The organism is uncultured Aquimarina sp. (assembly GCF_947496855.1).
GTDB lineage: Bacteria > Bacteroidota > Bacteroidia > Flavobacteriales > Flavobacteriaceae > Aquimarina.
This window is the reverse complement of record NZ_CANMED010000001.1, coordinates 1,276,376-1,301,452: the sequence shown is the minus strand read 5'-3', so window position 1 is coordinate 1,301,452 and position 25,077 is coordinate 1,276,376. Positions and strand designations below refer to the sequence as shown.

The 25,077-nt window shown below is 32.0% G+C and carries 25 protein-coding genes and 2 tRNA genes; 15 read left to right on the top strand and 12 right to left on the bottom strand.

Features of this window, described 5'->3' with window-relative positions:
• Window positions 1-6: 6 nt before the first annotated feature.
• From Q0921_RS05670 to Q0921_RS05640, 7 genes are all read right to left on the bottom strand, one after another.
• Window positions 7-996 (bottom strand): hypothetical protein, encoded by a 990-nt coding sequence (locus Q0921_RS05670; RefSeq protein WP_299254505.1) that lies wholly within the window; start codon window positions 994-996, stop codon window positions 7-9.
• Between the two features lie 18 nt (window positions 997-1,014).
• The gene (locus tag Q0921_RS05665; RefSeq protein WP_299254502.1) at window positions 1,015-2,799 is read right to left on the bottom strand and encodes a phage baseplate assembly protein V; all 1,785 of its coding nucleotides are present in this window, start codon (window positions 2,797-2,799) and stop codon (window positions 1,015-1,017) included.
• A 358-nt stretch (window positions 2,800-3,157) separates the two neighbouring features.
• Window positions 3,158-3,553, bottom strand: coding sequence for a type VI secretion system tube protein TssD (tssD, locus tag Q0921_RS05660; RefSeq protein WP_299254499.1), 396 nt, complete (start codon window positions 3,551-3,553; stop codon window positions 3,158-3,160).
• 147 nt (window positions 3,554-3,700) lie between these two features.
• Window positions 3,701-4,087, bottom strand: coding sequence for a type VI secretion system tube protein TssD (gene tssD, locus Q0921_RS05655; RefSeq protein WP_299254496.1), 387 nt, complete (start codon window positions 4,085-4,087; stop codon window positions 3,701-3,703).
• Between the two features lie 253 nt (window positions 4,088-4,340).
• On the bottom strand, window positions 4,341-5,216 hold the full coding sequence (locus tag Q0921_RS05650; protein WP_299254493.1) for a TssN family type VI secretion system protein: 876 nt from the start codon (window positions 5,214-5,216) through the stop codon (window positions 4,341-4,343).
• On the bottom strand, window positions 5,213-6,136 hold the full coding sequence (locus Q0921_RS05645; protein WP_299254491.1) for a hypothetical protein: 924 nt from the start codon (window positions 6,134-6,136) through the stop codon (window positions 5,213-5,215). Before Q0921_RS05645 ends, Q0921_RS05650 begins: the two co-directional genes overlap by 4 nt.
• Window positions 6,137-6,168: 32 nt before the next feature.
• Window positions 6,169-6,792, bottom strand: coding sequence for a C40 family peptidase (locus Q0921_RS05640; RefSeq protein ID WP_299254489.1), 624 nt, complete (start codon window positions 6,790-6,792; stop codon window positions 6,169-6,171).
• Window positions 6,793-6,994: 202 nt separating this feature from the next.
• On the opposite strand from Q0921_RS05640, the gene Q0921_RS05635 reads away from it, so the two are divergent.
• From Q0921_RS05635 to tssO, 5 genes are read left to right on the top strand one after another with little or no spacing between them, the layout of a single operon-like run.
• Window positions 6,995-7,426 carry a GPW/gp25 family protein gene (locus Q0921_RS05635; protein WP_299254487.1) on the top strand — a complete coding sequence of 144 codons (432 nt, stop codon included), beginning with the start codon at window positions 6,995-6,997 and terminating at the stop codon, window positions 7,424-7,426.
• Window positions 7,427-7,434: 8 nt separating this feature from the next.
• Complete coding sequence (locus tag Q0921_RS05630; RefSeq protein WP_299254484.1) at window positions 7,435-9,270, top strand: type VI secretion system baseplate subunit TssF; 1,836 nt, start codon at window positions 7,435-7,437, stop codon at window positions 9,268-9,270.
• A gap of 25 nt (window positions 9,271-9,295) precedes the next feature.
• Window positions 9,296-10,285, top strand: a complete 990-nt coding sequence (locus Q0921_RS05625; RefSeq protein WP_299254481.1) for a PKD domain-containing protein — start codon at window positions 9,296-9,298, stop codon at window positions 10,283-10,285.
• Window positions 10,286-10,289: 4 nt separating this feature from the next.
• The gene (locus Q0921_RS05620; protein WP_299254478.1) at window positions 10,290-11,447 is read left to right on the top strand and encodes a hypothetical protein; all 1,158 of its coding nucleotides are present in this window, start codon (window positions 10,290-10,292) and stop codon (window positions 11,445-11,447) included.
• 27 nt (window positions 11,448-11,474) lie between these two features.
• A complete protein-coding gene (gene tssO, locus Q0921_RS05615) occupies window positions 11,475-11,996 on the top strand; it encodes a type VI secretion system TssO (protein WP_299254475.1) in 522 nt (173 codons plus the stop codon).
• 115 nt (window positions 11,997-12,111) lie between these two features.
• On the opposite strand, the gene Q0921_RS05610 is transcribed toward tssO, so the two are convergent.
• The gene (locus Q0921_RS05610) at window positions 12,112-13,920 is read right to left on the bottom strand and encodes a M61 family metallopeptidase (protein ID WP_299254472.1); all 1,809 of its coding nucleotides are present in this window, start codon (window positions 13,918-13,920) and stop codon (window positions 12,112-12,114) included.
• A gap of 409 nt (window positions 13,921-14,329) precedes the next feature.
• On the opposite strand from Q0921_RS05610, the gene folE reads away from it, so the two are divergent.
• From folE to Q0921_RS05565, 9 genes are all read left to right on the top strand, one after another.
• Entirely contained in the window at window positions 14,330-15,028 is a 699-nt protein-coding gene (folE, locus tag Q0921_RS05605) for a GTP cyclohydrolase I FolE (RefSeq protein ID WP_299254469.1), read from the top strand.
• 24 nt (window positions 15,029-15,052) lie between these two features.
• A complete protein-coding gene (locus tag Q0921_RS05600) occupies window positions 15,053-15,682 on the top strand; it encodes a flavin reductase (RefSeq protein WP_299254466.1) in 630 nt (209 codons plus the stop codon).
• A 5-nt stretch (window positions 15,683-15,687) separates the two neighbouring features.
• Window positions 15,688-16,107 (top strand): hypothetical protein, encoded by a 420-nt coding sequence (locus tag Q0921_RS05595; RefSeq protein ID WP_299254463.1) that lies wholly within the window; start codon window positions 15,688-15,690, stop codon window positions 16,105-16,107.
• 102 nt (window positions 16,108-16,209) lie between these two features.
• Entirely contained in the window at window positions 16,210-16,368 is a 159-nt protein-coding gene (locus Q0921_RS05590; protein WP_299254460.1) for a DUF2256 domain-containing protein, read from the top strand.
• Between the two features lie 17 nt (window positions 16,369-16,385).
• Window positions 16,386-17,684, top strand: a complete 1,299-nt coding sequence (locus Q0921_RS05585; RefSeq protein WP_299254457.1) for a DASH family cryptochrome — start codon at window positions 16,386-16,388, stop codon at window positions 17,682-17,684.
• A gap of 3 nt (window positions 17,685-17,687) precedes the next feature.
• The gene (locus Q0921_RS05580; RefSeq protein ID WP_299254454.1) at window positions 17,688-19,220 is read left to right on the top strand and encodes a cryptochrome/photolyase family protein; all 1,533 of its coding nucleotides are present in this window, start codon (window positions 17,688-17,690) and stop codon (window positions 19,218-19,220) included.
• A complete protein-coding gene (locus Q0921_RS05575) occupies window positions 19,210-20,688 on the top strand; it encodes a cryptochrome/deoxyribodipyrimidine photo-lyase family protein (RefSeq protein ID WP_299254451.1) in 1,479 nt (492 codons plus the stop codon). Before Q0921_RS05580 ends, Q0921_RS05575 begins: the two co-directional genes overlap by 11 nt.
• Before the next feature lie 6 nt (window positions 20,689-20,694).
• The gene (locus Q0921_RS05570) at window positions 20,695-20,973 is read left to right on the top strand and encodes a TIGR03643 family protein (RefSeq protein WP_299254448.1); all 279 of its coding nucleotides are present in this window, start codon (window positions 20,695-20,697) and stop codon (window positions 20,971-20,973) included.
• Entirely contained in the window at window positions 20,974-21,375 is a 402-nt protein-coding gene (locus Q0921_RS05565; RefSeq protein ID WP_299254445.1) for a DUF2452 domain-containing protein, read from the top strand. It abuts the gene before it with no gap.
• A 271-nt stretch (window positions 21,376-21,646) separates the two neighbouring features.
• Here the strand turns inward: Q0921_RS05565 and Q0921_RS05560 are convergent.
• Window positions 21,647-21,731: transfer RNA gene (locus Q0921_RS05560), tRNA-Ser, on the bottom strand.
• Between the two features lie 171 nt (window positions 21,732-21,902).
• Here Q0921_RS05560 and Q0921_RS05555 point away from each other — a divergent pair.
• On the top strand, window positions 21,903-22,955 hold the full coding sequence (locus Q0921_RS05555; RefSeq protein ID WP_299254442.1) for a M28 family metallopeptidase: 1,053 nt from the start codon (window positions 21,903-21,905) through the stop codon (window positions 22,953-22,955).
• Window positions 22,956-23,020: 65 nt separating this feature from the next.
• Here the strand turns inward: Q0921_RS05555 and Q0921_RS05550 are convergent.
• From Q0921_RS05550 to Q0921_RS05540, 3 genes are all read right to left on the bottom strand, one after another.
• Window positions 23,021-23,096 (bottom strand) — tRNA-His (locus Q0921_RS05550).
• Window positions 23,097-23,155: 59 nt separating this feature from the next.
• Window positions 23,156-23,872 carry a bacillithiol biosynthesis deacetylase BshB1 gene (bshB1, locus tag Q0921_RS05545; RefSeq protein ID WP_299254439.1) on the bottom strand — a complete coding sequence of 239 codons (717 nt, stop codon included), beginning with the start codon at window positions 23,870-23,872 and terminating at the stop codon, window positions 23,156-23,158.
• Window position 23,873: 1 nt separating this feature from the next.
• Window positions 23,874-25,043 (bottom strand): PLP-dependent aspartate aminotransferase family protein, encoded by a 1,170-nt coding sequence (locus Q0921_RS05540; protein ID WP_299254436.1) that lies wholly within the window; start codon window positions 25,041-25,043, stop codon window positions 23,874-23,876.
• Window positions 25,044-25,077: the final 34 nt, after the last annotated feature.

The following is a 25,077-nucleotide window of genomic DNA, read 5'->3' as shown; positions in this document are numbered from 1 at the left end:
TTCCTCTTATTTTCCAAAGAAAAAGAACCGTTTTTTCTTCTTTTTTGATATGTTTTTTTCCTCTTCTTCACTTATTTCAAAAAGAGCAGCTCTCTTAACTGAAGATAACGGAGTTTTGTTTTTTAAATTATAGATCTCAACAGTCATCTTTTTTTCTTTCCCTGAAGGGAACTCCAAATTACAAATTCCTGTAATAGCATCCGCAATTAATGAATCTTTATAGATTTGGTATTTTAGATCTAATTTACCTTTAACTACTTTTTTAATTTTATCAATAGAAATGAGATTTCCTCTTAATATGTCTCTTTCGCTTCTTTGATCAATACACTTTCCTTTTTGGTTGATGATAACATCATTTTTTTTATGTGAATGTGTACTTATTTTGTTTTTTGTTTCAAAAATTACTCCAGGAGAGTAGGGGATAAACGGTAATGATATTTTATTCTTTTTTTTGTCTTTCAAATTAATGTTGTACAATGGAGAAAAAAATATGGTTATAAACCAGTCTCGTTGCAGTACAAGATCAGTCAATTGATTCGTATTATTAATCACAATATCCATGTTTTTTAATAATAGTTGGATTTCTTTTCCTTTATAAGATTGGTTAATGCTGGCTTTTTCAGTTTCCCATCTTTTTATAATATCTTCCTGATTCAGTATATTAACTACTAATCCTTGTCTATTTACCTTAAGCAATAAAGGGTATAATACCTTGCCACATCGTTCTGATAATTCATCTATAAGTATGTTGGGAGCTTTTTCATTTATATAAATCTGATGTTTCAGAACCTCAAATTCGAAATGATTATCCTCTGTTTCATCTAAACATATTACGTCAATTTCATAGTGAATCTGAAGTCTTTTCTTTTTTTCATCTTCTGAAATTAAAAGAACTCCATAGGTGTTTGCTACACCTAAAGGTTTATAGGAAAAATGATCAAGTTTACCATCCTCGGTTTCTTCTATAATACTAGTTCCAATATCCAGTCGAGCCATTATACGTAATTACTACTACTAAAATAGTTTTATTTTATCGTCTGCCTGAATGTCAACTTGTTTGGAGCTAACCAGTTCCATGTTTTGCTTGGAGCTTTCTATTCTTACTTTTTCACCGTTGTCTAGAATTTCTTTAGCAACTAATGTTTTATTCTCTTCAATAGTTTCTGTAGAGTTTTTTGCTGATAGTGCAGCGTCTTCGGTAACTCGCGTAATCATATTAGTACCTGCATTGACTTTAATTTCCTCAGTAGCGTTGATTTCAATGTTTTTCGCATTGAAAGTCATTGTTTCTCCGGCAGAAATCGTGATGTTATTATTAGCAGTATCTATATTTATGATATTTTGATTTTTATCAGTAATAGTAATGAATTCTGCACCATCGGCATCGTTTAGCTCTACTGTATGACCGCTTCTTGTTCTTAAAGCTTTTACGTCATTACTCTGAGTATTCCAGCCAGCAGGATTAGCTCCTCCGGTATACAGCGTGCCTAATACATATGGTCTTTCTGCATTACCACCTTCAAAACCAATTAATACTTCTTCATCAATTTCTGGAATGAAATGAAACCCTTTTTCTCCACCTGCATGAGGAGTTACGATTCTTAACCAAGGTGATAATTCGCCATTTTGTTTTTGCCAAGGAAATTGCACGCGGATTCTTCCGATTCCGTCTGGATCACTATTTTCCTTTACAATGGCCACTTGGGTTTCGCTTTTCGGAAACGCCATTAAGTTAGTGTTTGGGTAAACATCTAAATCTGCTGTTACTCCTTCGAATCTATTTTGATAGCGTCCATTTTCTGTATTTGTGTGTGTAACACTAGTGATTCTAAACCTTCCATAATCAGCTCCATCTCCTTTAATAGTTACCACTTGACCAATTTTCACACCTGGATTATCACTTGATCCTTTAAATACTACTTGTTTTATTTCTTCAGCTTTTTTCTGCTGTTCGACATGTGTGTCTAATCTCTGTTTTAGAGAAGGGTCATTGTATGAATTTAAATATACATTAGTCTCATTTGGGAAAATTTCATCTCCTTTATTACTTGTAAACCCGTTGTATCCGTTTACCCCAGAACTTATCGCACTCGTAGCTTTTTCATGTTGTCCATCAGTTAAATAATCATTGGTAAAGTATTTATACTTATTTGATGTAGGTTTTAGATCCAGTGAAAATTCCTGTAAATCATGACCATATGTCAGCGTAACTTCTTCTTGATCTTCTGGTCTACCAAATACTAGAGCACTTCCGTCATAGTAAAACCATTCACTATATTGTGCTGCTAATCTACTAGTATATTCAAAAGCACTTTCTTTATGCTGAACACTATAATGAATATTGTCGGAACCAGAAGGATTAAAAATAGTTTCCAATTTAGATTGGTCATATCTTTTAAAAGTCTCGTCTAAAACGGTTCCTAAATCTACATCATTAAAAGAATTGTAATGTGGTCCATCATCTGCAATGATACTGCAGCTATGAGCTTTTATGGTTACCAAATCACCATTTTGCTGATGGAATCCCATTGTGCTATTTACGGCAGTAACTACACCTTTAAATTCGAATTCTTTATAACCAGAAAGCGTACCTATAGATGAAATCTGCACTGTAATAACCTGTCCAAGATAATTTTTGGTTTGGGATGCAATGTCTCCCGTAATATTTTCCAGAACATCCATCCTGCAAACTAACTCTAATATATGGTGCGCATCAATTTCTTGATGTAGCATTAATCGTTTGTAAGCATTTATTGGTGATCCGCCAATAAATATTTGTGTAGTAGATTGTAATGCCATACGTTTTATGTTTTTAGTGATTCATCAACTTATAATAAGTGGATAAGACCGTTTTACTCAATTTTTATAAAGTTACTATTTTTAAATTAGAGCCTACTAGTGCCTTAGTTTTTTCATTAAAACTAATGTCTGTTTTTTTAGTATATCCTTTGGAAAAGAAAAAGCTGTACGTTAAAAGCTGTTTTTTTAAAAACTCTCATTATACCGTGTAAGCATAGTATTATTTATCTCCGCATAAGTGTTACTATAATTTAATGAGAAAACACCCACGTAAGTAAAGGTGTCTTCTATTAAAGTAAATATGTGAGAACAACGAGGATACTTTTTAATTCCCAACCATTCATAAACTTTAAGTGCGTTATACTTTAGAAGGCCAATTATTGGTAAACGTAGTTCCTTTAATTGATATTTCTTTTGCAGAAAGTACTAAATGTATTTGTAAAGGTTTTGCGCTCTCCGCATTAAAATGCTCAGTATATTCAATACAATAAGCATCTTTAATCTCTACATTTTTAAGACTAGACATATTGTCTCTTCTAAAAAAAGTAATTTTACAATTTTTGGTAATAGTTGGAGATATAGACCAATCTAAATAATCAGTATTTGCTGTGGATTCTATAAGTAAACTAACTTGTCCTCCCTGTGGCTTTGCACAAGGTCTCCCTGTGTAATCTGTATCTTGTCTGAAGGTAAAAGAGCAATCCAAAATGTTTATCTCTTCCCCATCAAGATCTAATTTTGCTAAAAATGACATAAGTAATAATTTTAGTATTAATAACTACTTTGTCAGTTCCATTATTATTTTCATGAATGAAGGTGAATAGAGGAAATGACGACTTAAGATAAGAAAGGGAGTGAAAAAACACTCCCTTAATCTAAACCTTATATAAAACTATGTGGATTATACCCACTCGTTTACATGCTCACCGTTTCCTACACCGATTTGTCTGGCAGAAATAGTAATTTTTTCTGTCATTGGGTTTTTTCCTGTAGCATCAAAGTTTTCGTTATACTTAACTGCGTATGCATCAGTAAAATTAAGTTCTTTTGATGTTGCTTCTGTATCTCTCTTTAAAAATACAACAGAACCGCTTCTCATTTCGAAGTTATTGAACATCCAATCAGATAAACCAGTATCTGATGTAGATTCTACTTCAATAGTAAGCATACCACCTCTGGTAACAGATGATGGACGACCAGTTGCATCAGTTTCCTGAGATAAACCATAGTGGCAATTTAGTACATTGTACTCTTTTCCACCTACTTTTAATTTTGCTTTAAAAGACATAATAAATAATTTTTAAGTTAATAATAATAATTAATAAATATAATAAATGTAACTTGTACAGTGTAAAGATAGTAAAATATATCTAGATCTAAGTATTATTAGATTGGTAAGTAATCTGAAATCAGTAAATTAAGAAAGAAAAAGACTACACTGTTTTCAGGGAATTTGCACTTCGTCGTGAAGTTTGTCTAACAAAAAAAAGATCTCAACGAACATTTGTGAGATCTTTTTTAACAAATTTTTAACATATTTTTTATGCTCTCTTGCAGATGATTATGTCATTTTCTTTAATGTTGTTTCCTTCTATGGTTCTAGTAAAATCTACATGAGTTTGTATGCCCATCCAATTAGGTTTAGTATAAAAAATCCATCCATATGGATTGTTTTTATCATCTAAAAACTCTATTTCTCCTTCAGGGTGTCTATCGTTATAATCATTGATAAAGAAGTAGAAAAGTTTTCCAAATTCCATTTTCTCAGGAGCTTTTAATCTGAAATTACTTAATTCTTCTATATTTTCTCCTTTGTTGAATTCAAATGAAATAACTAAAGGATTTATTAGTTCATCGTCTTTAGGGTCTTTCATTTTCTTGTCAATAGGGTAGAACCATTTCTTGTATATCGGTACAGGTACAGAAACGGCAAATTCGTATAGTTTTACAATTATGATGGGGACGAGGAAACAAATTGATGATGCGGCAAATATATATTTGTATTCAGGTTTGTAAATACCAACTACAAATAGGAATGTAATAAGACCAATAAATATAGTAATTATTGTATATAGGAATTCAGGCCAGAAACGAGTAGGGTTGTCGTCTAACAAGTTGGGGAAAAATTTACGCATCGTAAATACGTGTAGAGAGCCTAGACATAAAAAGATAACTTGGAATCCAATAAAACTATTTAGAGGTACATCGTTAAGAACCTTCTCATTACTTAATAAAGCTGTTGCTGCAAATAATAAAAGGACAACCAACATGTACAGGAAGAACTTCTTTTTGTTTTTTACAAAAAGTTTCTTTAGTCCGGCAACGACTGCCATTAGTATAACGCTAACGGCTAATAGTATTAATCCCACCTTAAAAAAATCAGCATTTAGTGCTGTAGATTGTAATATCAAACTCATATCATAGTTGTTAGACCCATTCTGGGACTGTTAGTCTCATGTAATACAAATGTTTCTTCTTTACTCGAATATGTTACATTAATTTTTGTGTCTATTTCCATAGGAATAAAATAGTCACAAAAGATAGTAATAAATTTTTTAGTAGCACCACTGACTATATATTTATCAATATTTTTTTCGTTCACAGGTCCTATAGTAATTTCCCAACAAGGATAGGATATAATCGTTTCTTTTAGTTCTAAAACAAGATCCACACCAAGTTGATGTTCTGTCGATACTTCATGTATGTTTTCGGCTACTGTTTTGTATTTTTTTTCAATTGTAACTTTCTCTCCAATAATCTTTTCCAGACTTAAGGCTGTAAGTTCAATTTCACCAGATATTTTGTGAACGTATGGTAATAATTGTAATAATTTAATACTATAGTTTGTAGGGATATCAGGATCTAAATTCCAAAACTTGACAAGAAAATCTGTTTTTAAATTAGCAAATTCATTAATTAATTTTCTTTCACTTCTTTCTATATTTACTTTTTGTGTGAAAAACTCATTCTCCAAAGGAGAGAAAAATGATCGAGCATCTTTTTCTTGTTTTTTCTGTTTTTGATGTAATTCGGTAAAAGAAATGTTGCTTTTTGCTTTAACAGGTTCGTGGAATAACCCTTCTGGCAGCGTATCATACAGGCTATTTCTAGCTAGATTAAACTGCAGCTTATCGGTGTTTCCAGAATATGAATCTACTTTGAAATCAATTACATCTCGTCTATAGGATCTAGAAAAAGTACTTTTATTAAAAACATCAATATCTGTTAGATCTAAATCAGAATTTTCTAAAATCTCAGTCACGAAAATTTCCGCTTTTAGATTTTGATATGTACTTATTAGCTCTTGATATACATTTTGTACCTGTTTGTCACTCATTCGTTTAGTTGGTGTAAAGAATGTTACTTTGTTTAATTTTCGGTAGTATTGTTGCTGAATTTAGGTTTTTTTCCTCCAGCAACAAACATTCTTTTCCAAGGTTGTTTAGTTAAGTTGCTAATTTGCACGCCGTTTCCTCCAGAATTTCCCCTTCTTGACGTAGAATGAACAAATCTATCATTACCAAGATAAAATCCTACATGTGTGATTTCGCGAAACTCTGATCCTTTGTTGTTAAAAAATATAAGATCTCCCCGTTTAAGATTGTGTTGTCCTTTAAACTTATTAGTGTCTGGTGCGTCGAATTGCTTTTGGGCAGTTCGTTCAATTAAATTACCATATACATCATGAAAAATATACTGAGTAAAATAAGAACAATCAATTCCGTCTTTAGTGTTTCCTCCAAGTTTATAGGGAGCATTCATCCAATCATCGATAAATTCGAACAATGGAACATTGTCTATTTCTTTTGGAGGCATTCCCAGAATAGCTCCATATTTTTTTTGAATAGGTAGGACGGCATTTTGTTTTGCTAAAGCGATAGAATCTCTCCTAGCTTGAGCTAATGCTTCTTGTTCTGCTTTTTTAGAACCCCCACAACTCATTGCCCCAACAATGATAATAAATAAAAAGAATGTTTTGTAAAGTGTGTTCATTTGAAAAATAAAATTTACACAAATATAAAAAACTTATGGTTATTTTCTACTCTTCATGTGTTGATAACACTAAAATAAAATAAGAAAATAAAAGATTGTTATTTTTTTAGTTAGTTTATTGAATTATGAAGTGCTGATAAATAAAATGTTTATTAAATTGCATTTGCTAACAAAGTTTATTAAAGTACACAAATTATTATTTATGATTACTTCTTATTATAAATTGCCTTTAGATACTTTTAAAATTATTAAAAATAAGGAAATTGAGAATTGTGATCTTACACAATCTATTATTGGTTATATTCATTTGATTACGACATCATATTTTGGTGAATGTACTTTTGATGAGTCATTTGGATGTTCTATCTGGAATGTGGATTTTGATAATCTGACCAGTACAAATAAATTGAGAAATACAATTTCTGAGTCTTTAGTAGAAAGCATTGTTTCTCAAGAAAAAAGACTAAAAAAGGTAACTGTAGACGTTGTTATAAAGCAGGAGGAATTTAAAAATAGAGGAAGTTTAAATAGAATTAAGAAACGTGTAGAAATAAAAGTGAACGGTATTGTTAGTAGGACTAATGAACAATTCTCTTGCCTGGAAAGGTTTTATATAGCTCCACTTTCATTTTAAAAGGGTTTATGGGTTTAGAAAATAAAGTTCAGATTAAAAACAGAATGATCAAAAAGGCTGCTTCTCTTTGGGGAGTTTCTCCTAATGAAATAGAAAGTTCTTTTGATCCTGTTGTATCTCTTCTTATTGGCGCTTGTGCTTCGGAAATAGAAAAAATTTCTGGTGAAATTGATAATTCTCAGACCCGAATAACAGAGCGATTGATTCAGTTAATGACTCCAGAAACTTTATACGGATCGCGTCCCGCACATGGAATAATTTATTCAGAACCTATTGAGAAAAAATCGACCATCACCCCAGAGCATTTATTGTATTACAAGAAAAAAGTAAAGACAAAGAATGCTAGTACTGAACTTAAAAACATATATTTTTCTCCAATTCAGAAAAATGAATTAGTTGATGCTACTATCAGTCGTATGATATGCGGAGATAAGATTTTTGAATTAGAAGGTAAAAGGAAGACGATAAGCTCTTTGTCCTTAAACAAAGGAGGTTCATTGCCAAATTCTACATTATATTTAGGCGTTTCATCTGAACACGAAAAAATTACATTAAAGGATGTATCCTTTTACTTTGAATTGTTAGATGTGCAGGAAAATGAACTTTTCTATCATCATCTTAAAAATGCAAATTTCTATATTGATGGTAAATTAGTAGATGTTTTTCCGGGGTATTATAATAGTAATGTTTCAAGACGGATAAATCTAGAGTCTATATTTGATTATAAGCCTAATAAAACCAGAAATATAGAACAGCAGATAAGTAAGCTGTATAAAAAACACTTTATTTCTGTAAAATCAAATATTTCATTAAGCTCCAAGGCTAAAATGCCAGAAGAATTTTCTAACTTTATAAATCAGAAGGATCATGATGATTTGGCTGATTTTAGTTGGATTAAGATTGAATTTCCAAGGATTATTGATGATTCAGTTTTAGAAAGTGTTTATTGTACATTCAATGCTTTTCCTGCTCTAAACAGAAAATGGGAAAGTATTTCATATCAGCTAAAGGATTATATAGATATTGTACCAATAAGTACACAGGAATTGTTCCTTGACATAAAATCGATTTCTAATACTTCGGGAAAGGAGTATAGGTTAAGGGAAAATGATTCTTCAGTAGATGATAAAGGTACTTATGTTATTAGAAGAGATAATGTAAGTAAATTGGATTACAGAAAGGCGCGAGAGTACTTAATACATTTGATTGAATTATTAAAAGATGAAAGTGCTTCTTTTTCCTTTTTTGGAAACGATTTTTTGCAATCCAATATAAACGAGCTAAATCAGAATATTTCTTTATTAGAAAAGAAGGTGTCTGATATGAAAAAATCATCGGAAGAGACAAATTACATTTCAGTAAAACCTTATAAGAAAAAGGATACGCTTTTGGTAGAATATTGGGTAACGAATGGTGAAGATGCTAATCAGATTAAATCAGGTAATTCACTAAATATTTATCAAGGGACTGACCTAAAACAAAAAGGGAGCATGTTTCTAACTTCTACATTTCAAGGTAAGAATAACCTAGGAATGGAAGAAAGGCTTAATGCATATCGAAGGGCTTTGTTGTCTAGAAACCGGATCGTTACTAAAGAAGACGTAAAAGCACTTTGTTATGAATTATGCAGTAGTAAAGTACAGGAAGTAAAAGTATCTAAAGGTTTTAAAACGGATATTCATATTTCTAAGGGGCTTATTCCTTGTATCGAAGTTATGCTTTTAACCAACAAAGAAGAAAAAACTTCGTCTGAGGAGTGGGATTCTTTAAAAAGTAATATTTTATCTATTTTGGAACAGCAATCACTGAATGTTTTTCCATATAAGATTACAGTAGTAGATTAATTATATTTTTTGAAAACAATAAGTAATGAAAACATCAAGTAGTACAACAAATTATCATATGGATAAAAGTGTAGTGTTGTTTTTTATCATAACAATACTAGTAACAGCGACGGTTTTTGCGTTTAAATACGTTAATTACGTTCCTTGCGAAATTATAGATTTTTCTTACAGTAAAAAGGAAGCTAGAGTAGATGAGTCTATTGAGTTTGAAGATAAAACAATAGGAGCGTTGGAGTGGAAATGGAATTTTGGAGATAGTACTGCTACGGATTCTAGAAGAAAACTTTTTCATACTTTCAAGAAGCCTGGAGAGTATACTATTTCTTTGATTGTTAACGGTAAATGCCCTAGAATTGAGACTATTACCATTTTAGAGAAAAAAGAAGTTTTAGATCCTTTAAAGAAGGCGAAGTTTAAGATACTTACACCAACAATAAGAGTAGGAGAAAAATTGAAAGTGAAAGACAATACGTTAGAAGCAAAATCTTGGGAATGGAATTTTGAAGATGCTGTAGGAGGTACTTCTAAAGAGCAAAACCCTGAATATGTTTATAATACTGAAGGTAAGAAAACAATAACGTTAATTCCTAATGGGGAACTTAAATATGCTACAACCGCAAGTGTGATAGTATTACCTAAGAAAGAAGTAAGAGTTCGTCAAGATGAGACAGTAGTTAGACAAACTTCTTTAATTCCTGAGGATCCAGAAGAAGATAGTCAAATAAATACTGATCCTGTAGAAGAGTTCAAAGCTCCTTTTATAAACGAAAAGTCATTTAAAGCTAAGCTTATCCTTGTTTCAACAAAGAAAGCAAGTGTTAATGATTTTAAGGATTATCTATGTAGAAACCTTGATTTACCAATAATCGTAAACAGAAAGCGAACTACTTTTATAGAGTTTTGTGAGAAAATAAAAGGAAAGGGTATTAAAATAAAAGAATTAGAGTTAACCCGAGAGGATAACAATTGTATAAAGAATATTGTACTGAAATATTCTAAAACAAGCATATTTTAAAAGGATGGAATTAACGAATAAAAATCATCATCGTGTCAACTGGATTGACGGTATGAAGATCAATAAAAATCATTTTATTGAAGCAGATAATGCATTTACTAATTTTTCGCAGCTTATAGGTTCTAAAGATATTAATGCTATTAATTATGGACTGTTACCAGATTTAGTAGGTGATGATGCTGTGGATATGGCGTTTTCTATGGATGGTCAAGATACTATAAAAGTGCAGCTTAATAGATGCAGGGCTATAACTAAAGGCGGATATATAATAAATATTACTCCAGAAATATCTTCTTCGCTAGAGCAAAAAGGGAGTATAATTAATACGGAATATAAGATTAATCGTACTGAGGAGGAATGTTATATAGTGCTTAGCGTAGATCCTTATGGTAGAATTCCGGTAGGAGATGCGGATCCAGAAGAAGAGCCACCAAGGCATCCAAATGTATTACCAGAATACGGTCTTAGTGTTATTAATATGGCAGAAGCTAATGAAGAAGAATTTGGAAAGCATCATATTACTATTGGTAAGATTGAGTTTCACGATGGGGTAGCGTCTTTAGCAGAAGATTTTATTCCACCATGTGTCTCTATCCAAAGTCATCAGGATCTTAGATATATCTATACGGAAATACATACATTTTTTAATGCTATAGAGAAATATTCTATGAATATTATCCAGAAGATTTATCAGAAAAAGCAATCTAATGAACTTGCAACGATGGTGTTAACACTTACACAGAGTACTTTGCAATATCTGGGAGGAATGTTACCGGAGTTTAGATTGTATGATAGGCATCTTCCACCAGTTACTATGATTACCAAACTAATGTCGCTTGCTAGGGTAATTAAAAATAATATGGATGTTTATGTGGGTACAGGAAAAGAAGAGTTATTAAATTATTTATCGGATTGGTGTGATCTTAATCAAGGAGCTTTTGAGAATGTATTGATAGAAATGATGGATCTAGAATATCAGCATACAGATATTAACAAGGCTCTGCATAATGTTTCAAGTTTTACAAAATTAATGCTTTCATTATTTAAAAAATTAAATGAGCTTGATTATATTGGTAAAAAATCAGATTCTAATATATTTGTAAAGGAAGAAGTTATTGCGAAACCAGATGTTAAAAACAGACGCAGTTTCTTATTAGATTAATGTGTGTTTAAATTATAATTTACAGAAATGAAACCAAAAAACAGTAAAGAAAGAAGAAATAGTGTTTTAAAGTTTGCCTTACTATTTTTATTTACAGTCGCATTAATCGTTACAGCATTCTTTTTTGATTTTGATAGAGTTCCTCTTAAGGAGAATGAAGTTTTGCGAGAGCGTTCTGCTTCAGTAGAAAGAAATATGAAATTTCAAAAAGATTTTTCTAAGGGAATGTTTAAAATAGAAAAATTGATTGATTCTCTTAATAGACCTGATAAGGAAGAGGATTTATATTATATAAACAGATCTTTAGAATCGGAGATAGGTGACCTAAGTGAAACAATTGATCCTAATGATACAACCTATCAATACAAGATGTATGTTAATATTGTTAGTTCTTATAGGCAGATAAAAGAGATGAAAGCTTTGCTGTCTAAACAAGAGAAAGAATTTAAGAAGCTAGAAGAGTATAAGACCGCATTGAGAGAGACAAGAGATCAATTAGAAAGAGCTAAGAGTGATTTAGATTTATGCAGAGCATCTAGATCAAGGTAATAAGTGAACTGGGTGAATCGAAAATTCACACGGTCAAATAAAACTAGAATTATTAAAAAAGGTGCGTGATTTTTTTAATCGCGCACCTTTTTTGGTAATATTTATAAATAATATTTTATCTAGCTTTTAGCCAGTTTTCTCTTTTTAGTAAAGCTTTTTTACTAGGCTTAGAGAATTGAGTTATCTCTACTTGAGGGTTAACACCAAACTTAACAAGTACTTTTTTCTCCTTATTTAATCTTCTATAAACAATAGTTGCTTTTTTAGCAGGTTTGTATTTTTTTAAAACCTCGTTGAATTGATCTATTTCAGAAAAAGATTGATTATCGATTGCTACAATTACATCCCCTTTTTCTAAACCGACAGTATAGGCAGGAGTGCCTTTCTTTACATATTTCGATATCACTGCATTATCATCTTCGTTAAATTCTATTTCTACACCTAAATAAGATTCTTTGCTATTTGTTTTTGGGTAAATAGCCACAGATCCTAATAGTTTTTTAAAGTCAGGAGTTTGACTGTCAAAAATATACTTCTCAAAGAAGTCATCTGCAAAAGATTCTCCGGCGTATTCTCTCAATGTAAAAAACAAATTCTCAATTGTATATGGTATTTCTGTTTTTCCATATTTGGTCCAAAGTAATTTTAGGTAGTCATCTAAGTTTAAATCATCTTTGTCTCTTAAGGATAAATCTAATGCAAGGCCTAACATACTTCCGTATGAATAATAAGAGACAAACGTATTATCTCTATTTATAGGGTCTACAGATGTAGCTGCATCAACAAAAGGAGCTTGAAAACTCATCTCTATAGGATTGAAATATTGTAGGGCAGGAGAGTTCCAAACATAATTGTACGTTTTACTCAAGCTTTCTATATATTGATCTTGTGTTATAATACCAGCTCTGCAAAGTATAAGATTTGTGTAGTAGCTCGTAAAGCCTTCTGCAAACCATAATTCACCAGACATATTTGCTTCTTCAAAATCAAAAGGTTCTAGTGAGATAGGGCGAATACGTTCTACATTCCAAGCGTGAAAAAACTCATGAGCAACAGTACCAATATTTTTTTCCATTCCTCCATCTGCGAGACTTCTTGTGTTTGTTAATACAGTAGAATTGCGATGTTCCATTCCATCTCCAGATACTTGAGGCATATAACTTGCTAGGAATGTATATTCTCCATAATCAAAATTAGGATAATCACCGAAAACTGCTTTTTCTTGCTCAACAATCTTTTTAATCTGTTCGAAATATTGATCAGCTTCTTCCTCCGTGCCTTGATGAAGTAATGCTAACTTTATTGTGTATTCAGTTCCTCCAGAGGCAACTTTGAATTCTTTAACAGTATGGTTACTTATCTGTGCGGGGCTGTCCATGAAATATTGAAGGCTAGGAGCTAAAAACTTGTTGCCACCTAATGGTATCATTTGTGTTGCTACTTTCCAGTTTAGATCTTCTCTAACTAAGTATGTTACTTGTACCGGACGATCCTTTAAAGTAGGGATGTACATAAAAGTCGCCGGTATATTAAGATGTGCATGAGTTTCATCTATCTGTGAATAAGTGCCGTCTCCTCTGTTAGCAAACAATGTGTATGATACATTAAGAGTTCCATCATGTCCAGAAACATCCCATTGATGTGGGTTAGGTCTTGTTACAGTTACATCTTTACCTTTACTATCTGTGATTTTAACATCGTATACATTTTTCGCAAATTCATGAAGTGCATATCTACCAGGAGAAGTTCTGCTCATTCTTAGAGAAATAGTGCCACTCTCCAAATTAGTAAACACAGCTTCAATCTGAGCTTCATGATGTACAGCATTTTTAAAAGAAATTTGGTATTCATTTCTTACCTGAGTATACCCGGATTGAAAAACAAAAAGAAATAAAACAAAAAGAAAAAATCGAAAAGATTTCATTAATAGTAGTTTTGGTTAAAAGATTCGTGCTCTTATAATCGGTAAAATTAAAAATAATTAGTTACCGAAGCGCAATTAGGAAAGTTCGAAATGTTTATGGGGCCTGAAATGATTTGAAAAAATTAAATTTTTAAAAACATAACAGAAGTCAAAAATACAACAAACTCTTAATTGCACAAATATTAGTAAAGGAAATTGATTGTAACGCTAAAAGAGTTGGGAAATCACTTGGTTTAGGCGCATAATAAATTTATTATGTTAATTTTTGTTTAACTAATAGTGTAAAAAGTTAAACAATTACGTAGCTTTGATTCTGTAAGTATATTAATCACGTGGATGATGTTTAGATTTTCTTTCAGATATTTCTGTAGAAAAATTAACTACATCTTCAGATACAATAAAGAATCGAATGAAAGTAGGAACAGAAACATTACTAAAATCTAATGGATATAATTTAAAAGGTTTTTCTATTGATGATATAGGTGACGATCATATTAGTACAGGTCTTGAGACTCCAATGAAGAAAGGTGCTTTTGATATGTCTGATACAGAAAAAAAAGAACGTATAGCTCATTTGTTTTCAGAGATTATGGATGTGATGGGATTGGATTTAACAGATGATTCCCTTAGAGGGACACCTAATCGGGTAGCCAAAATGTATATTGAGGAGATTTTTTCAGGATTAGATCCTAAGAATAAACCTAAAGTAGCGTTATTTGATAATAAGTATCAGTATAATCAGATGCTTGTAGAAAAAAACATCACATTTTATTCTAACTGTGAACATCATTTTGTACCAATCATAGGTAAAGCACATGTGGCATATATTTCGTCAGGCAAAGTTATTGGGTTATCAAAACTTAATCGTATTGTGCAATATTTTGCTAAACGTCCTCAAGTACAAGAACGATTGACAAACCAAATAGCAACCGAGCTTAAACAGATTCTAAACACAGAAGATGTTGCCGTTATTATAGATGCAAAACATTTATGTGTTTCTTCTAGAGGTATTAAGGATGAGACTTCGGCAACTGTAACTTCATATTACGGAGGTGTTTTTAATACGCCAGATAAAATTGTAGAATTACAAAACTACATAAATAATTAATTCAAGACAATAGCTCTTATTAATATGCATTATACAAAACAACAGATAGCGTCTATGGATCGTGTGCAGCGACTAAAAATAGTAAATGCTGTATCAGGGATTAAACCAGCAAATCTTATTGGAACGATTGCTGATGATGGAAAAACCAATGTTGCAATATTCAGTTCTGTAGTTCATTTAGGGAGTGATCCCGCCCTTATGGGATTTATTATGAGACCAATTGGCGAAGTTCCTCGACATACCTATGAAAATATTTTACAGAATGGTCAGTATACAATTAATCATGTAGAAAGATCTTTTGTTAAAAACGCACATTATACCTCTGCTAAGTTGGATAGAAATGATTCCGAGTTTGAAAAATGTGGTTTGAATGAAGAATATATATCAGAATTTGAAGCTCCTTTTGTTAAAGAAAGTAAACTGAAGATAGGATTAAAATTTGTAGAAGCTATAAATATTCGTCTTAATGGTACTATTTTGATGATAGGCGAAATAAAGCATTTGATAATTCCTGAAAAGATTATTGGAGATCATTTGGATTTAGATTTAAGTATTACTGATACAGTTGGTATTTCTGGATTAAATACTTATTACGCTTTAGAGAAAATAGCAGAGTATCCTTATGCAAGAGCAGCTGAAATACCTGATTTTTAAACAAAATGGATTTTACTGTAATTAGGTTGCTTTTAGATTTTGGCTTATTGATTTTGATCTGGATTGTGCAGCTTATTATATATCCTAGCTTTGAACATTTTCAAAAACAAGATTTGATGAAATGGCATAGTGTGTACACCGTTAGAATAGGTGTGGTCGTTATGCCTTTAATGATAGGTCAACTTTTAATCAATGTTATTTTCGTTTATAAATCTTTTAGTATTTATACCTTGATAAGTTTAATTTTGGTAGTCGTTGTTTGGTTATCTACTTTTTTACAATTCGTTCCTATGCATAGTTATATTTCGGATGGAAATTTTGATAGTAAGCTTATAAATAGATTGATCAATCTTAACTGGTTACGTACATTTTTATGGACAACCGTTTTTCTTTATAGTTTGCTCTTATACTTTGTTTCTGTATAGTATATAATTGGGCTATTCTTAACGTTTATTTCTTGTTATGATTATCTTAATTTTGTATTTTTGTTTAACAATTTATTAATTTTGTTAAACAAATTTTAGGATATGAAAAAATCTAATTTGCCTTCTAAAATCTGTAAAGTATGTGAACGACCTTTTAGTTGGAGAAAGAAGTGGGAAAAGGTTTGGGAAGAAGTAAAGTATTGTAGTGATAGATGCAGAAATAATAGGGGTAAAACGAAAGTAGCAGTTAATAAGCTATAAATTATTTATCAAATATTATGAAGACAGGACTTGTATGGTTTAGAAATGATTTAAGAATTACTGACAATACTTCTTTATATAATGCTGTATCTAATAGTGATAAAGTAATTGCTGTATATTTTTTTGATCCGAGATTATTCGAACTAGATCAGTTTGGTTTTAAGAAAACAGAGAAGTATAGAGCTAAATTTCTTTTAGAAAGTGTAACGGAATTAAAGGAAAATTTAAACAAACTTAATATCACGTTACTGGTTTATCAAAATAAGCCTGAAAAAATTTTCTCAAAACTTATTGAATACTATAAAATAAACAAAGTATATCTTCAAAAAGAATGGACTAATGAAGAAACGAAGATTTTAAATTTCACTAAAAATGAGGTAAATAATTCAAGTGTAGACTGGTTAGAATCATATGATCAGTTTCTTTTTCATCCAGATGATATTCCTTTCGATATTGAGAATATTCCAAAAGTGTTTACTAATTTCAGAAAGGAATGTGAAAAATTTGCTAAGGTTAGAACTGAAGTTGTAATTACATCTTTGGTATCCGAAAATTTAGTAGAAAATACTACAAATATTCCAAAAATATCTGATCTTGGTTTTCAGGAATTAGGAACGGATTCTAGAACTGCTTTCCCTTTTAAAGGAGGGGAGAATCAGGCAAAGAAAAGGGTCCAAGATTATTTTTGGAATACAAAAAGGCTTTCATATTATAAGAAAACAAGGAATGGGTTAGTAGGTGCAGATTATAGTTCTAAGATGTCAGCTTGGCTATCTAATGGATCAGTTTCTGCACGTACAATTTATCATCAGGTTCGAAATTATGAGAATGATATACAGAAAAACCAAAGTACATATTGGCTTATTTTTGAATTAATTTGGAGAGATTTTTTTAAGTACATCTCCTTAAAATATGGGAATGATCTTTTTAAAATAAAGGGGATACTTTATAAAGATTATTCTTGGTTGCAAGATATTCAAAGTATTCATCAATGGATTAATGGAGAAACCAAAGAACCTTTTATTAATGCAAATATGATAGAGCTTAAAAATACAGGTTGGATGAGTAATCGCGGTCGACAAAATGTAGCTTCTTATTTTGCCAAAGAGTTGAAATTGGATTGGAGGATCGGGGCGGCATATTTTGAATCACTATTAGTTGATTATGATGTTCATAGTAATTATGGAAACTGGCAATATGTTGCCGGAGTTGGTAATGATCCAAGAGATCGTAAATTCAATATAGAACTCCAATCACAACGATATGATCCGCAACAAAAATTTCAAAGCCTTTGGCTACAACAAACCTTATTTTGATTTATGACATTACGTTTATTACTTGGCGATCAATTAAATTATAAGCATTCTTGGTATAATGATACCAAAGAAGAGGTCTGCTATTTTATGGCCGAAATGCGCCAAGAAACTGATTATACGGTACACCATATTCAGAAAGTAGTAGGTTTTTTTCAGAGCATGCGAAATTTTGCTTCCTGGTTAACTAAGAAAGGTTTAGATACGATTTATTATGAACTAGATCATCAGGATAACCAACAAGAGTTAGTAGCTAATCTCGAAAAGATTATAAGAATAAAAAACATTACTAAATTCGAATATCAACTTCCGGATGAATATCGATTGGATAAGCAACTGAAAGATTTCTGTAATCAATTATCTATTGAAACGGAAGTCTTCGATACGGAGCATTTTCTTACATCTAGAGGAGATTTTTCTAATTTTTTTAAAGGTAAGAAGCAATATACGATGGAATATTTTTATCGCGATATGCGAAAGAAATACGACATTATGATGATTACCAAGAAAGATCCCGAAGGTGGAAAGTGGAATTTTGACCAAAGTAACCGAAAAAAGTGGAAAGGTAGTCCTGAAATTCCTAGTCAGAGAGATTTAAGGAAAGATGTTAATGATTTAGTTGGTCTTGTTAAAAAGTTTAATGTAAAGACTCTTGGTAGCATTGACCCAAAAGAATTTAATTGGCCTACATCCAGAGAAGAGTGTTTATCGTTGCTAGATTATTTCTGTGAAAACTTGTTGATTTATTTTGGAGATTATCAAGATGCCATGCATGGCGACGAGAAATTTTTGTTTCATAGTAGACTTTCTTTTGCAATGAATAGTAAAATGCTTCATCCAATGGAAGTGATTACTAAGGTTATTGAGCATTGGAGAAATCAAAAAGAAGAAATAGATATATCACAGGTAGAAGGGTTTGTACGTCAGATACTTGGTTGGAGAGAGTATATGCGCGGGATGTATTGGGCGAAAATGCCAGGTTATAAAAATCTAAATGAGCTTAATAATAGTAATAAGCTTCCAGGGTTTTATTGGACAGGTGATACCAAAATGAATTGTATGAGTTCTGCGATTCGACAGAGTCTAGACGATGCATATGCACATCATATACAGCGTCTAATGATTACAGGCAATTATGCTTTGTTAACAATGACAGATCCTGATGAGGTTGATCAGTGGTATTTAGGTGTTTATATTGATGCTATTGAATGGGTGGAAATTACAAACACTCGAGGCATGAGTCAATTTGCAGACGGTGGATTGGTGGCAACAAAGCCATACGTTTCTAGTGGTAGCTACATCAATAAAATGAGTAATTATTGTAAAGGTTGTCATTATAAAGTGTCAAAAAAACACGAGGAAGATGCTTGTCCTTTCAATTCTCTTTACTGGAATTTTTTGGATGAAAAGCAAGAATATTTTGAAGGTAATCAACGAATGTCTATGATGTTGAGCTTATTGCACAAAATGGATAAAGAAAAATTACTTAAATTAAAAGAAAGAGCTAATCATATTATCGAAAACCCTGATGAGTATTAATAAAAAACATATAAATATAGTTTGGTTTAAGCGAGATCTTCGATTACAAGATAATGAAGCTGTGTATAACGCAATTGCAACTGATTCGCCAACTCTATTATTGTACGTTTTTGAGAACACGCTAAAAGAAGATAAACATTATAGTGAACGACATTGGAATTTTATAAAGCAATCACTTGATGATTTAAATACCCAATTACTCCCATATGATACAAAGGTATTGTGTGTTTCTTCAGAGGTTATTCATACGATTGGTACTTTACAACAATTTTGGAAAATAGATCAAGTGTTTTCTCATCAAGAGACAGGTATTAGAATTACTTATGAAAGGGATAAGGCTTTCTCGCGTTTTTGTAAAAATAATTTAATTCAATGGATAGAGAATACGAATAATGGTATTCATAGAGGGCTCCGGAATAGAGAGAATTGGAAAGATGATTGTGAACATTATATGAATCAATCACAATTTGAATTCAATCCAAACCCTGAAAGTTTTATTTCTCTTGAAAAGATTGTAGAGCTCGAAAAAGTTTTTAATATTGTCAATTTAGACACATCAATAGATTACAATTTCCAAGTAGGAGGAACCACTAAGGGTTATGAGTATTTGACCTCTTTTTTTAGAGGTCGTTATAAGAATTATAGTTTTCATATTTCTAAACCAGAACTTGCGCGTAAGGGTTGTAGTCGTTTGTCCCCTTATATAGCTTGGGGAAACCTTTCAATAAGACAGGTATGGCAATATGCTGTAAAACACAGAGAAATTTCCAGTAGTAAAAAACAAATTGATGCTTTTACGTCCAGGTTACAGTGGCAAGTACATTTTATACAAAAGTTCGAAATGGAAGATATTATGGAATTCGAAAGTATAAATAAAGGATACAGAAAATTAAAGAAACAAATTTCTGAAGCATATCAAGCCGCTTGGAAAGAAGGTGTAACTGGATATCCGTTAGTAGATGCCTGCATGAGGTGTTTAAAGGAAACCGGCTATATTAATTTCAGAATGAGAGCTTTGGTAGTTTCTTTTTTTACCCATAATCTTTGGCAACCTTGGCAGGAGGCTAGTGCACATCTGTCAAGTATGTTTTTAGATTTTGAACCGGGTATTCATTTTCCACAACTCCAAATGCAAGCGGGCGAAACAGGAATTAATACACTTCGAATATATAACCCTGTAAAGAATAGTATAGAGCATGATCCAGAAGGAATTTTTATTAGAAAATGGATTCCTGAATTGGAAAATGTGCCATTAACATACATTCATGAGCCTTATAAAATGCCACCGCTCGAGCAGCAATTTAATAATTTTGAAATAGGTGTAGATTATCCTTTTCCGATAGTAGATATAAGTACTACTCGTAAAAAAGCAAGTGACACCTTATGGGATATGAAAGATGATGCGCTGGTAAAAAAGGAAAGTCATCGAATTTTAAAAAAACATACATTACCAAACAGAAAAATATAAACCGAAATGGAAAAAGACTTAACGATAAGAGATATAGATAGAATTATTGAAATGGCTTGGGAAGATCGCACGACTTTTGATGCCATTTTGATGCAGTTTGGATTAAAAGAACAGCAGGTTATAGATCTTATGCGCAAAGAAATGAAGCCGTCTAGTTTTAGAATGTGGCGAAAAAGAGTACAAGGTCGAAAAACAAAACATCTCAAAAAACGTAATTTTGAAGACGGTAGATTTAAATGTTCTCGACAAAGACAGATTACACATAATAAAATTTCAAAAAGATAAATGATGAGTGAGAAAAAACCAGATCAGGTAGTTTTTAATGAAGAAGAAAATCGTTATGATGCAGCATTAAAGCCATATGCTACAGATGTATCAGCTCCGGTGATTACGATACCAGATACCGTGGCTTGGAAAAACACCAATGTTCATAAAGTAAATAAACAAGTAAAAGCTAAGTACGATGAACTTAAAGCACAATATGATGTTTTGATGGAGGAGTTTGAGTATAATAACTTAGTTTATAATGCTAAATTTACTTTTGAGCCTATCGTAGGAGAAATATACCATTTGTATAGAAATAGAAAAGAAGAGCCTTTTTTATCTATTATAGCTCCATCTGAATGTAGTTTTGATCACTTAGGCACTTTTAGATTAAATGCGGACAAAATGTGGGAGCGTTTGTAGTGTGTTCTTGTAGCGATAAGATAAGTTGGTTCTGTTAAGGAAGTTTAAACAGTTCAAAAAAAACACCCTGTAAATAAATATGTAAAGGGTATTTGTAGATAAAAAGGGATTGTTTTTAATGATGCTTGATTAAGTCATGGATACATCAATTAAATATTTTGGCTTATGACTAGGATCATTTTTTATTTTAGTTACTTACGAGAATTTTATTCCTAACACATCTAAAACCAAAAAATGCTCTACAATTAAGTTGTAAAGCATCTTTTTAATGCGGAGAATGAGGGATTCGAACCCCCGGAGGTGTGACCCTCAACAGTTTTCAAGACTGCCGCATTCGACCACTCTGCCAATTCTCCAGTGTTTAGTCTCATCAGGTATTCCCTGAATGCGGGTGCAAATATAACAACCTTTTTTAATTCTAAGAAGATTTTTTACAATTAATTTTTTGTAATTCTTTTTAAGAAAACATTCAGAAAATCATCTCCCTCTAAATCTGTATATTGCATAGTGTAAAAAAAAAGAATTTAATGAGAAATATTTTAATTGTGTTTAGTTTATCTGTTCTTTATTCCTGCGGAAGTTCACAGAATTCTTCAAATACGGGTGGTTCTAGTTCTTCAAACGTAAAAGAAGATAAATTGGATGTTGCATCTTATGCCGAAACTATAACTGCTGAGGAGCTTAAAGAGTACTTGTTTACGTTTGCAGGAGATGACTTTGAAGGCAGAGATACAGGAGAGCCTGGTCAGAAAAAGGCAGCTGAGTTTTTAAAGAATCAATACAAAAGAATGAATATTCCATCGCCAATTGGCGATGATGAGTATTTTCAGGTAATACCTGAGAGTTATTTTAGGGGAGGGATTAAATCTTCAGAAAATGTGTTGGCATATATAAAAGGTTCTGAAAAACCTGATGAAACTGTAGTGATATCTGCCCATTATGATCATATAGGAGTTGATAGCAAAGGAAATGTATATAATGGAGCAGATGATGATGGGTCAGGAACCGTTAGTCTCTTAGAGATTGCTGAAGCTTTTACGAAAGCAGTTAAAGACGGTCACGGACCTAAAAGATCGGTATTGTTTTTACATGTCACTGGTGAAGAAAAAGGACTGTATGGTTCGAAATATTACACAGAAAACCCTATTTTTTCTTTAGAGAATACCATTACAAATCTAAATATAGATATGATTGGTCGTATTGATAAAGATCACGAAGGCGAAGATAAGAGCGATTATATATATTTAATAGGTAGTGATAGGTTGAGCACTGAATTACACAATTTAAGCGAAGAGGTAAATACTAAATACACGAAACTTAATCTCGATTATACTTATAATGCAAAAGACGATCCTAATCGATTCTATTACAGAAGCGATCATTATAATTTTGCAAAACATAATATTCCGATTATATTTTATTTTAATGGGGTACATGAGGATTATCATAAGCCCACAGATACTGCGGATAAGATAGAATATGATCTTATGACTAAACGAGCTAAACTGGTCTTTTATACTGCTTGGGAAGTAGCCAATAGGGAAAAAAGATTGGTGGTAGATGGTATTGGTAGTGAATAGTAAAGAAATTTTATTGACTGTAAATTAAAAAGACTCTGCGTGAACAGAGTCTTTTTCTTTGTAAAGGGTGGAAGACGGGATTCGAACCCGCGACCCTTGGTACCACAAACCAATGCTCTAACCAACTGAGCTACAACCACCATTTAATTTCGGCTGCAAAAATAAGGCATTTTTATATTTCTACAAAGTAAAAAATGAAATTATATTAAATCAAAAATAGAATCTACTGCAGCATAGCGTTCTACGGTATAACCTTCTGCATATTCTACGCCAATAATTCTACCTAGATCAGCTGCACGATACTCAATACTGTCTTTAAAATTCTTACTTGATATTGGCGTAGATGGAGCTTTACTATCAGTATCGTAAAATTGAGTTTTGTATGCCATTACACTTTCCATCTTTTTGTCTATGTATCCACTTATATCAACAACAAAGTCAGGCTTAAGAATCTCCCATTGAATATAATGATATACTTTTTTTGGTCTCCAGGCATCTTGAGTTTTACCATTTACTGATGTCTCTATTCTGCGTAATCCGGATAAGAAACAAGCATCACTAGTTAATTTACTTCCTTTTCCGTGATCTATATGACGATCCTTAACTGCATTGCAAAGAACAATTTCTGGTTGATATTTTCTTAGTATCTTGATAATGGCTAGCTGGTGAACTTCGTCATTTGTAAAGAAACCATCTCTAAAACCTAAATTTTCTCTAACTAATACGCCAAGTATTCTTGCAGCGTCTTTTGCTTCCTTGTCTCTTATTTCAGGTGTTCCTCTTGTTCCTAGTTCTCCTCGGGTGAGATCTAGTATCCCAACTTTTTTACCTTTATCTATTTCTTTTGCTAGCGTGCCCGAACAGCTTAATTCCACATCATCTGGATGTGCGCCAATAGCTAGGATATCTAATTTCATATTAATGTTCAAGTTCTAGTATCTTAATTTTTTCTAATGCTTGCTCTATATCTCTTATCAAGTCTTCTTTTTCTTCGATACCAACACTAAATCTCAGTAATCCGTCGTTAATTCCTTGATGTTCTCTTTCTTCCTCTGTAAGTAAGGCATGTGATGTTAAGGTAGGAGAGAGGATTGTGCTTTCTACTCCAGCGAGACTCATAGAGCTTTTTATCAGTTTTAGTTCTTTCTGAAATTTACTGGCATCAAGTCCTTTTTTCAATTCAAAAGATAACATCCCTCCAAATCCTTTCATTTGTTTTTTTGCTATTTCGTAATCAGGATGTGATTTTAATCCTGGATAAAATACAGCTTCAATATCGGTATGCTTTTCTAGCCATTTAGCCATTTTTTTTGCATTTTTATTTTGCTGTTTAACTCTCAATCCTAAAGTTTTAATACTTCGTTCTAACATCCATACGGTAAAATCACTTAAACTGCCTCCTAGGTTTTTTGCTAAATGAAATATTTGTTCAATATTTTTTTCTGAAGATACAACGGCCCCAGCAAGTATGTCACTGTGTCCTCCTAAATATTTTGTTGCAGAATGCAAAACAATATCAATACCCAATTCTATAGGATTTTGATTTACCGGTGAAGCAAAGGTGTTATCAATCATTGTTATGATCTCTTTCTGCTGTGCTAATTCCGATATCGCTCTGATATCCGTTATTGTTAGCAGAGGATTAGAGGGTGTTTCAATATATATTACTTTAGTGTTTTCTTTAATTTTTTCTTCAAATCCACTAGCATCCTGAGAATCAACAAAAGAATATTCTATACCATATTTATCAAATTCTTCATTTATCAGGTTGGCAGTTCCTCCATATAATGTGCGCTGTAAAACTATATGATCACCTTTTCTAAGAAAAGCCAATAAAGTAGTGCTTATTGCTGCCATACCACTGCCGAAAATCAATGAAGCTTCTCCTTTTTCTAAACGGGCAATTTTTTTACATAATGCCTCTTGATTGGGGGTGTTAAAATAGCGAGGATATCTTTTGGTATCTACACCTTCAAAAGCATATGAGGTGGAAAGATAAATAGGAGATATAGCTCCTTTAAATTGTTTGTCTTCTATTTCCCCAATATGGGTGCAAATGGTATTAAAACCTGTTTTTTTTGAGTTCATGTTCGTGTAATAAGCTAGAAATTGTGCTCTAAAA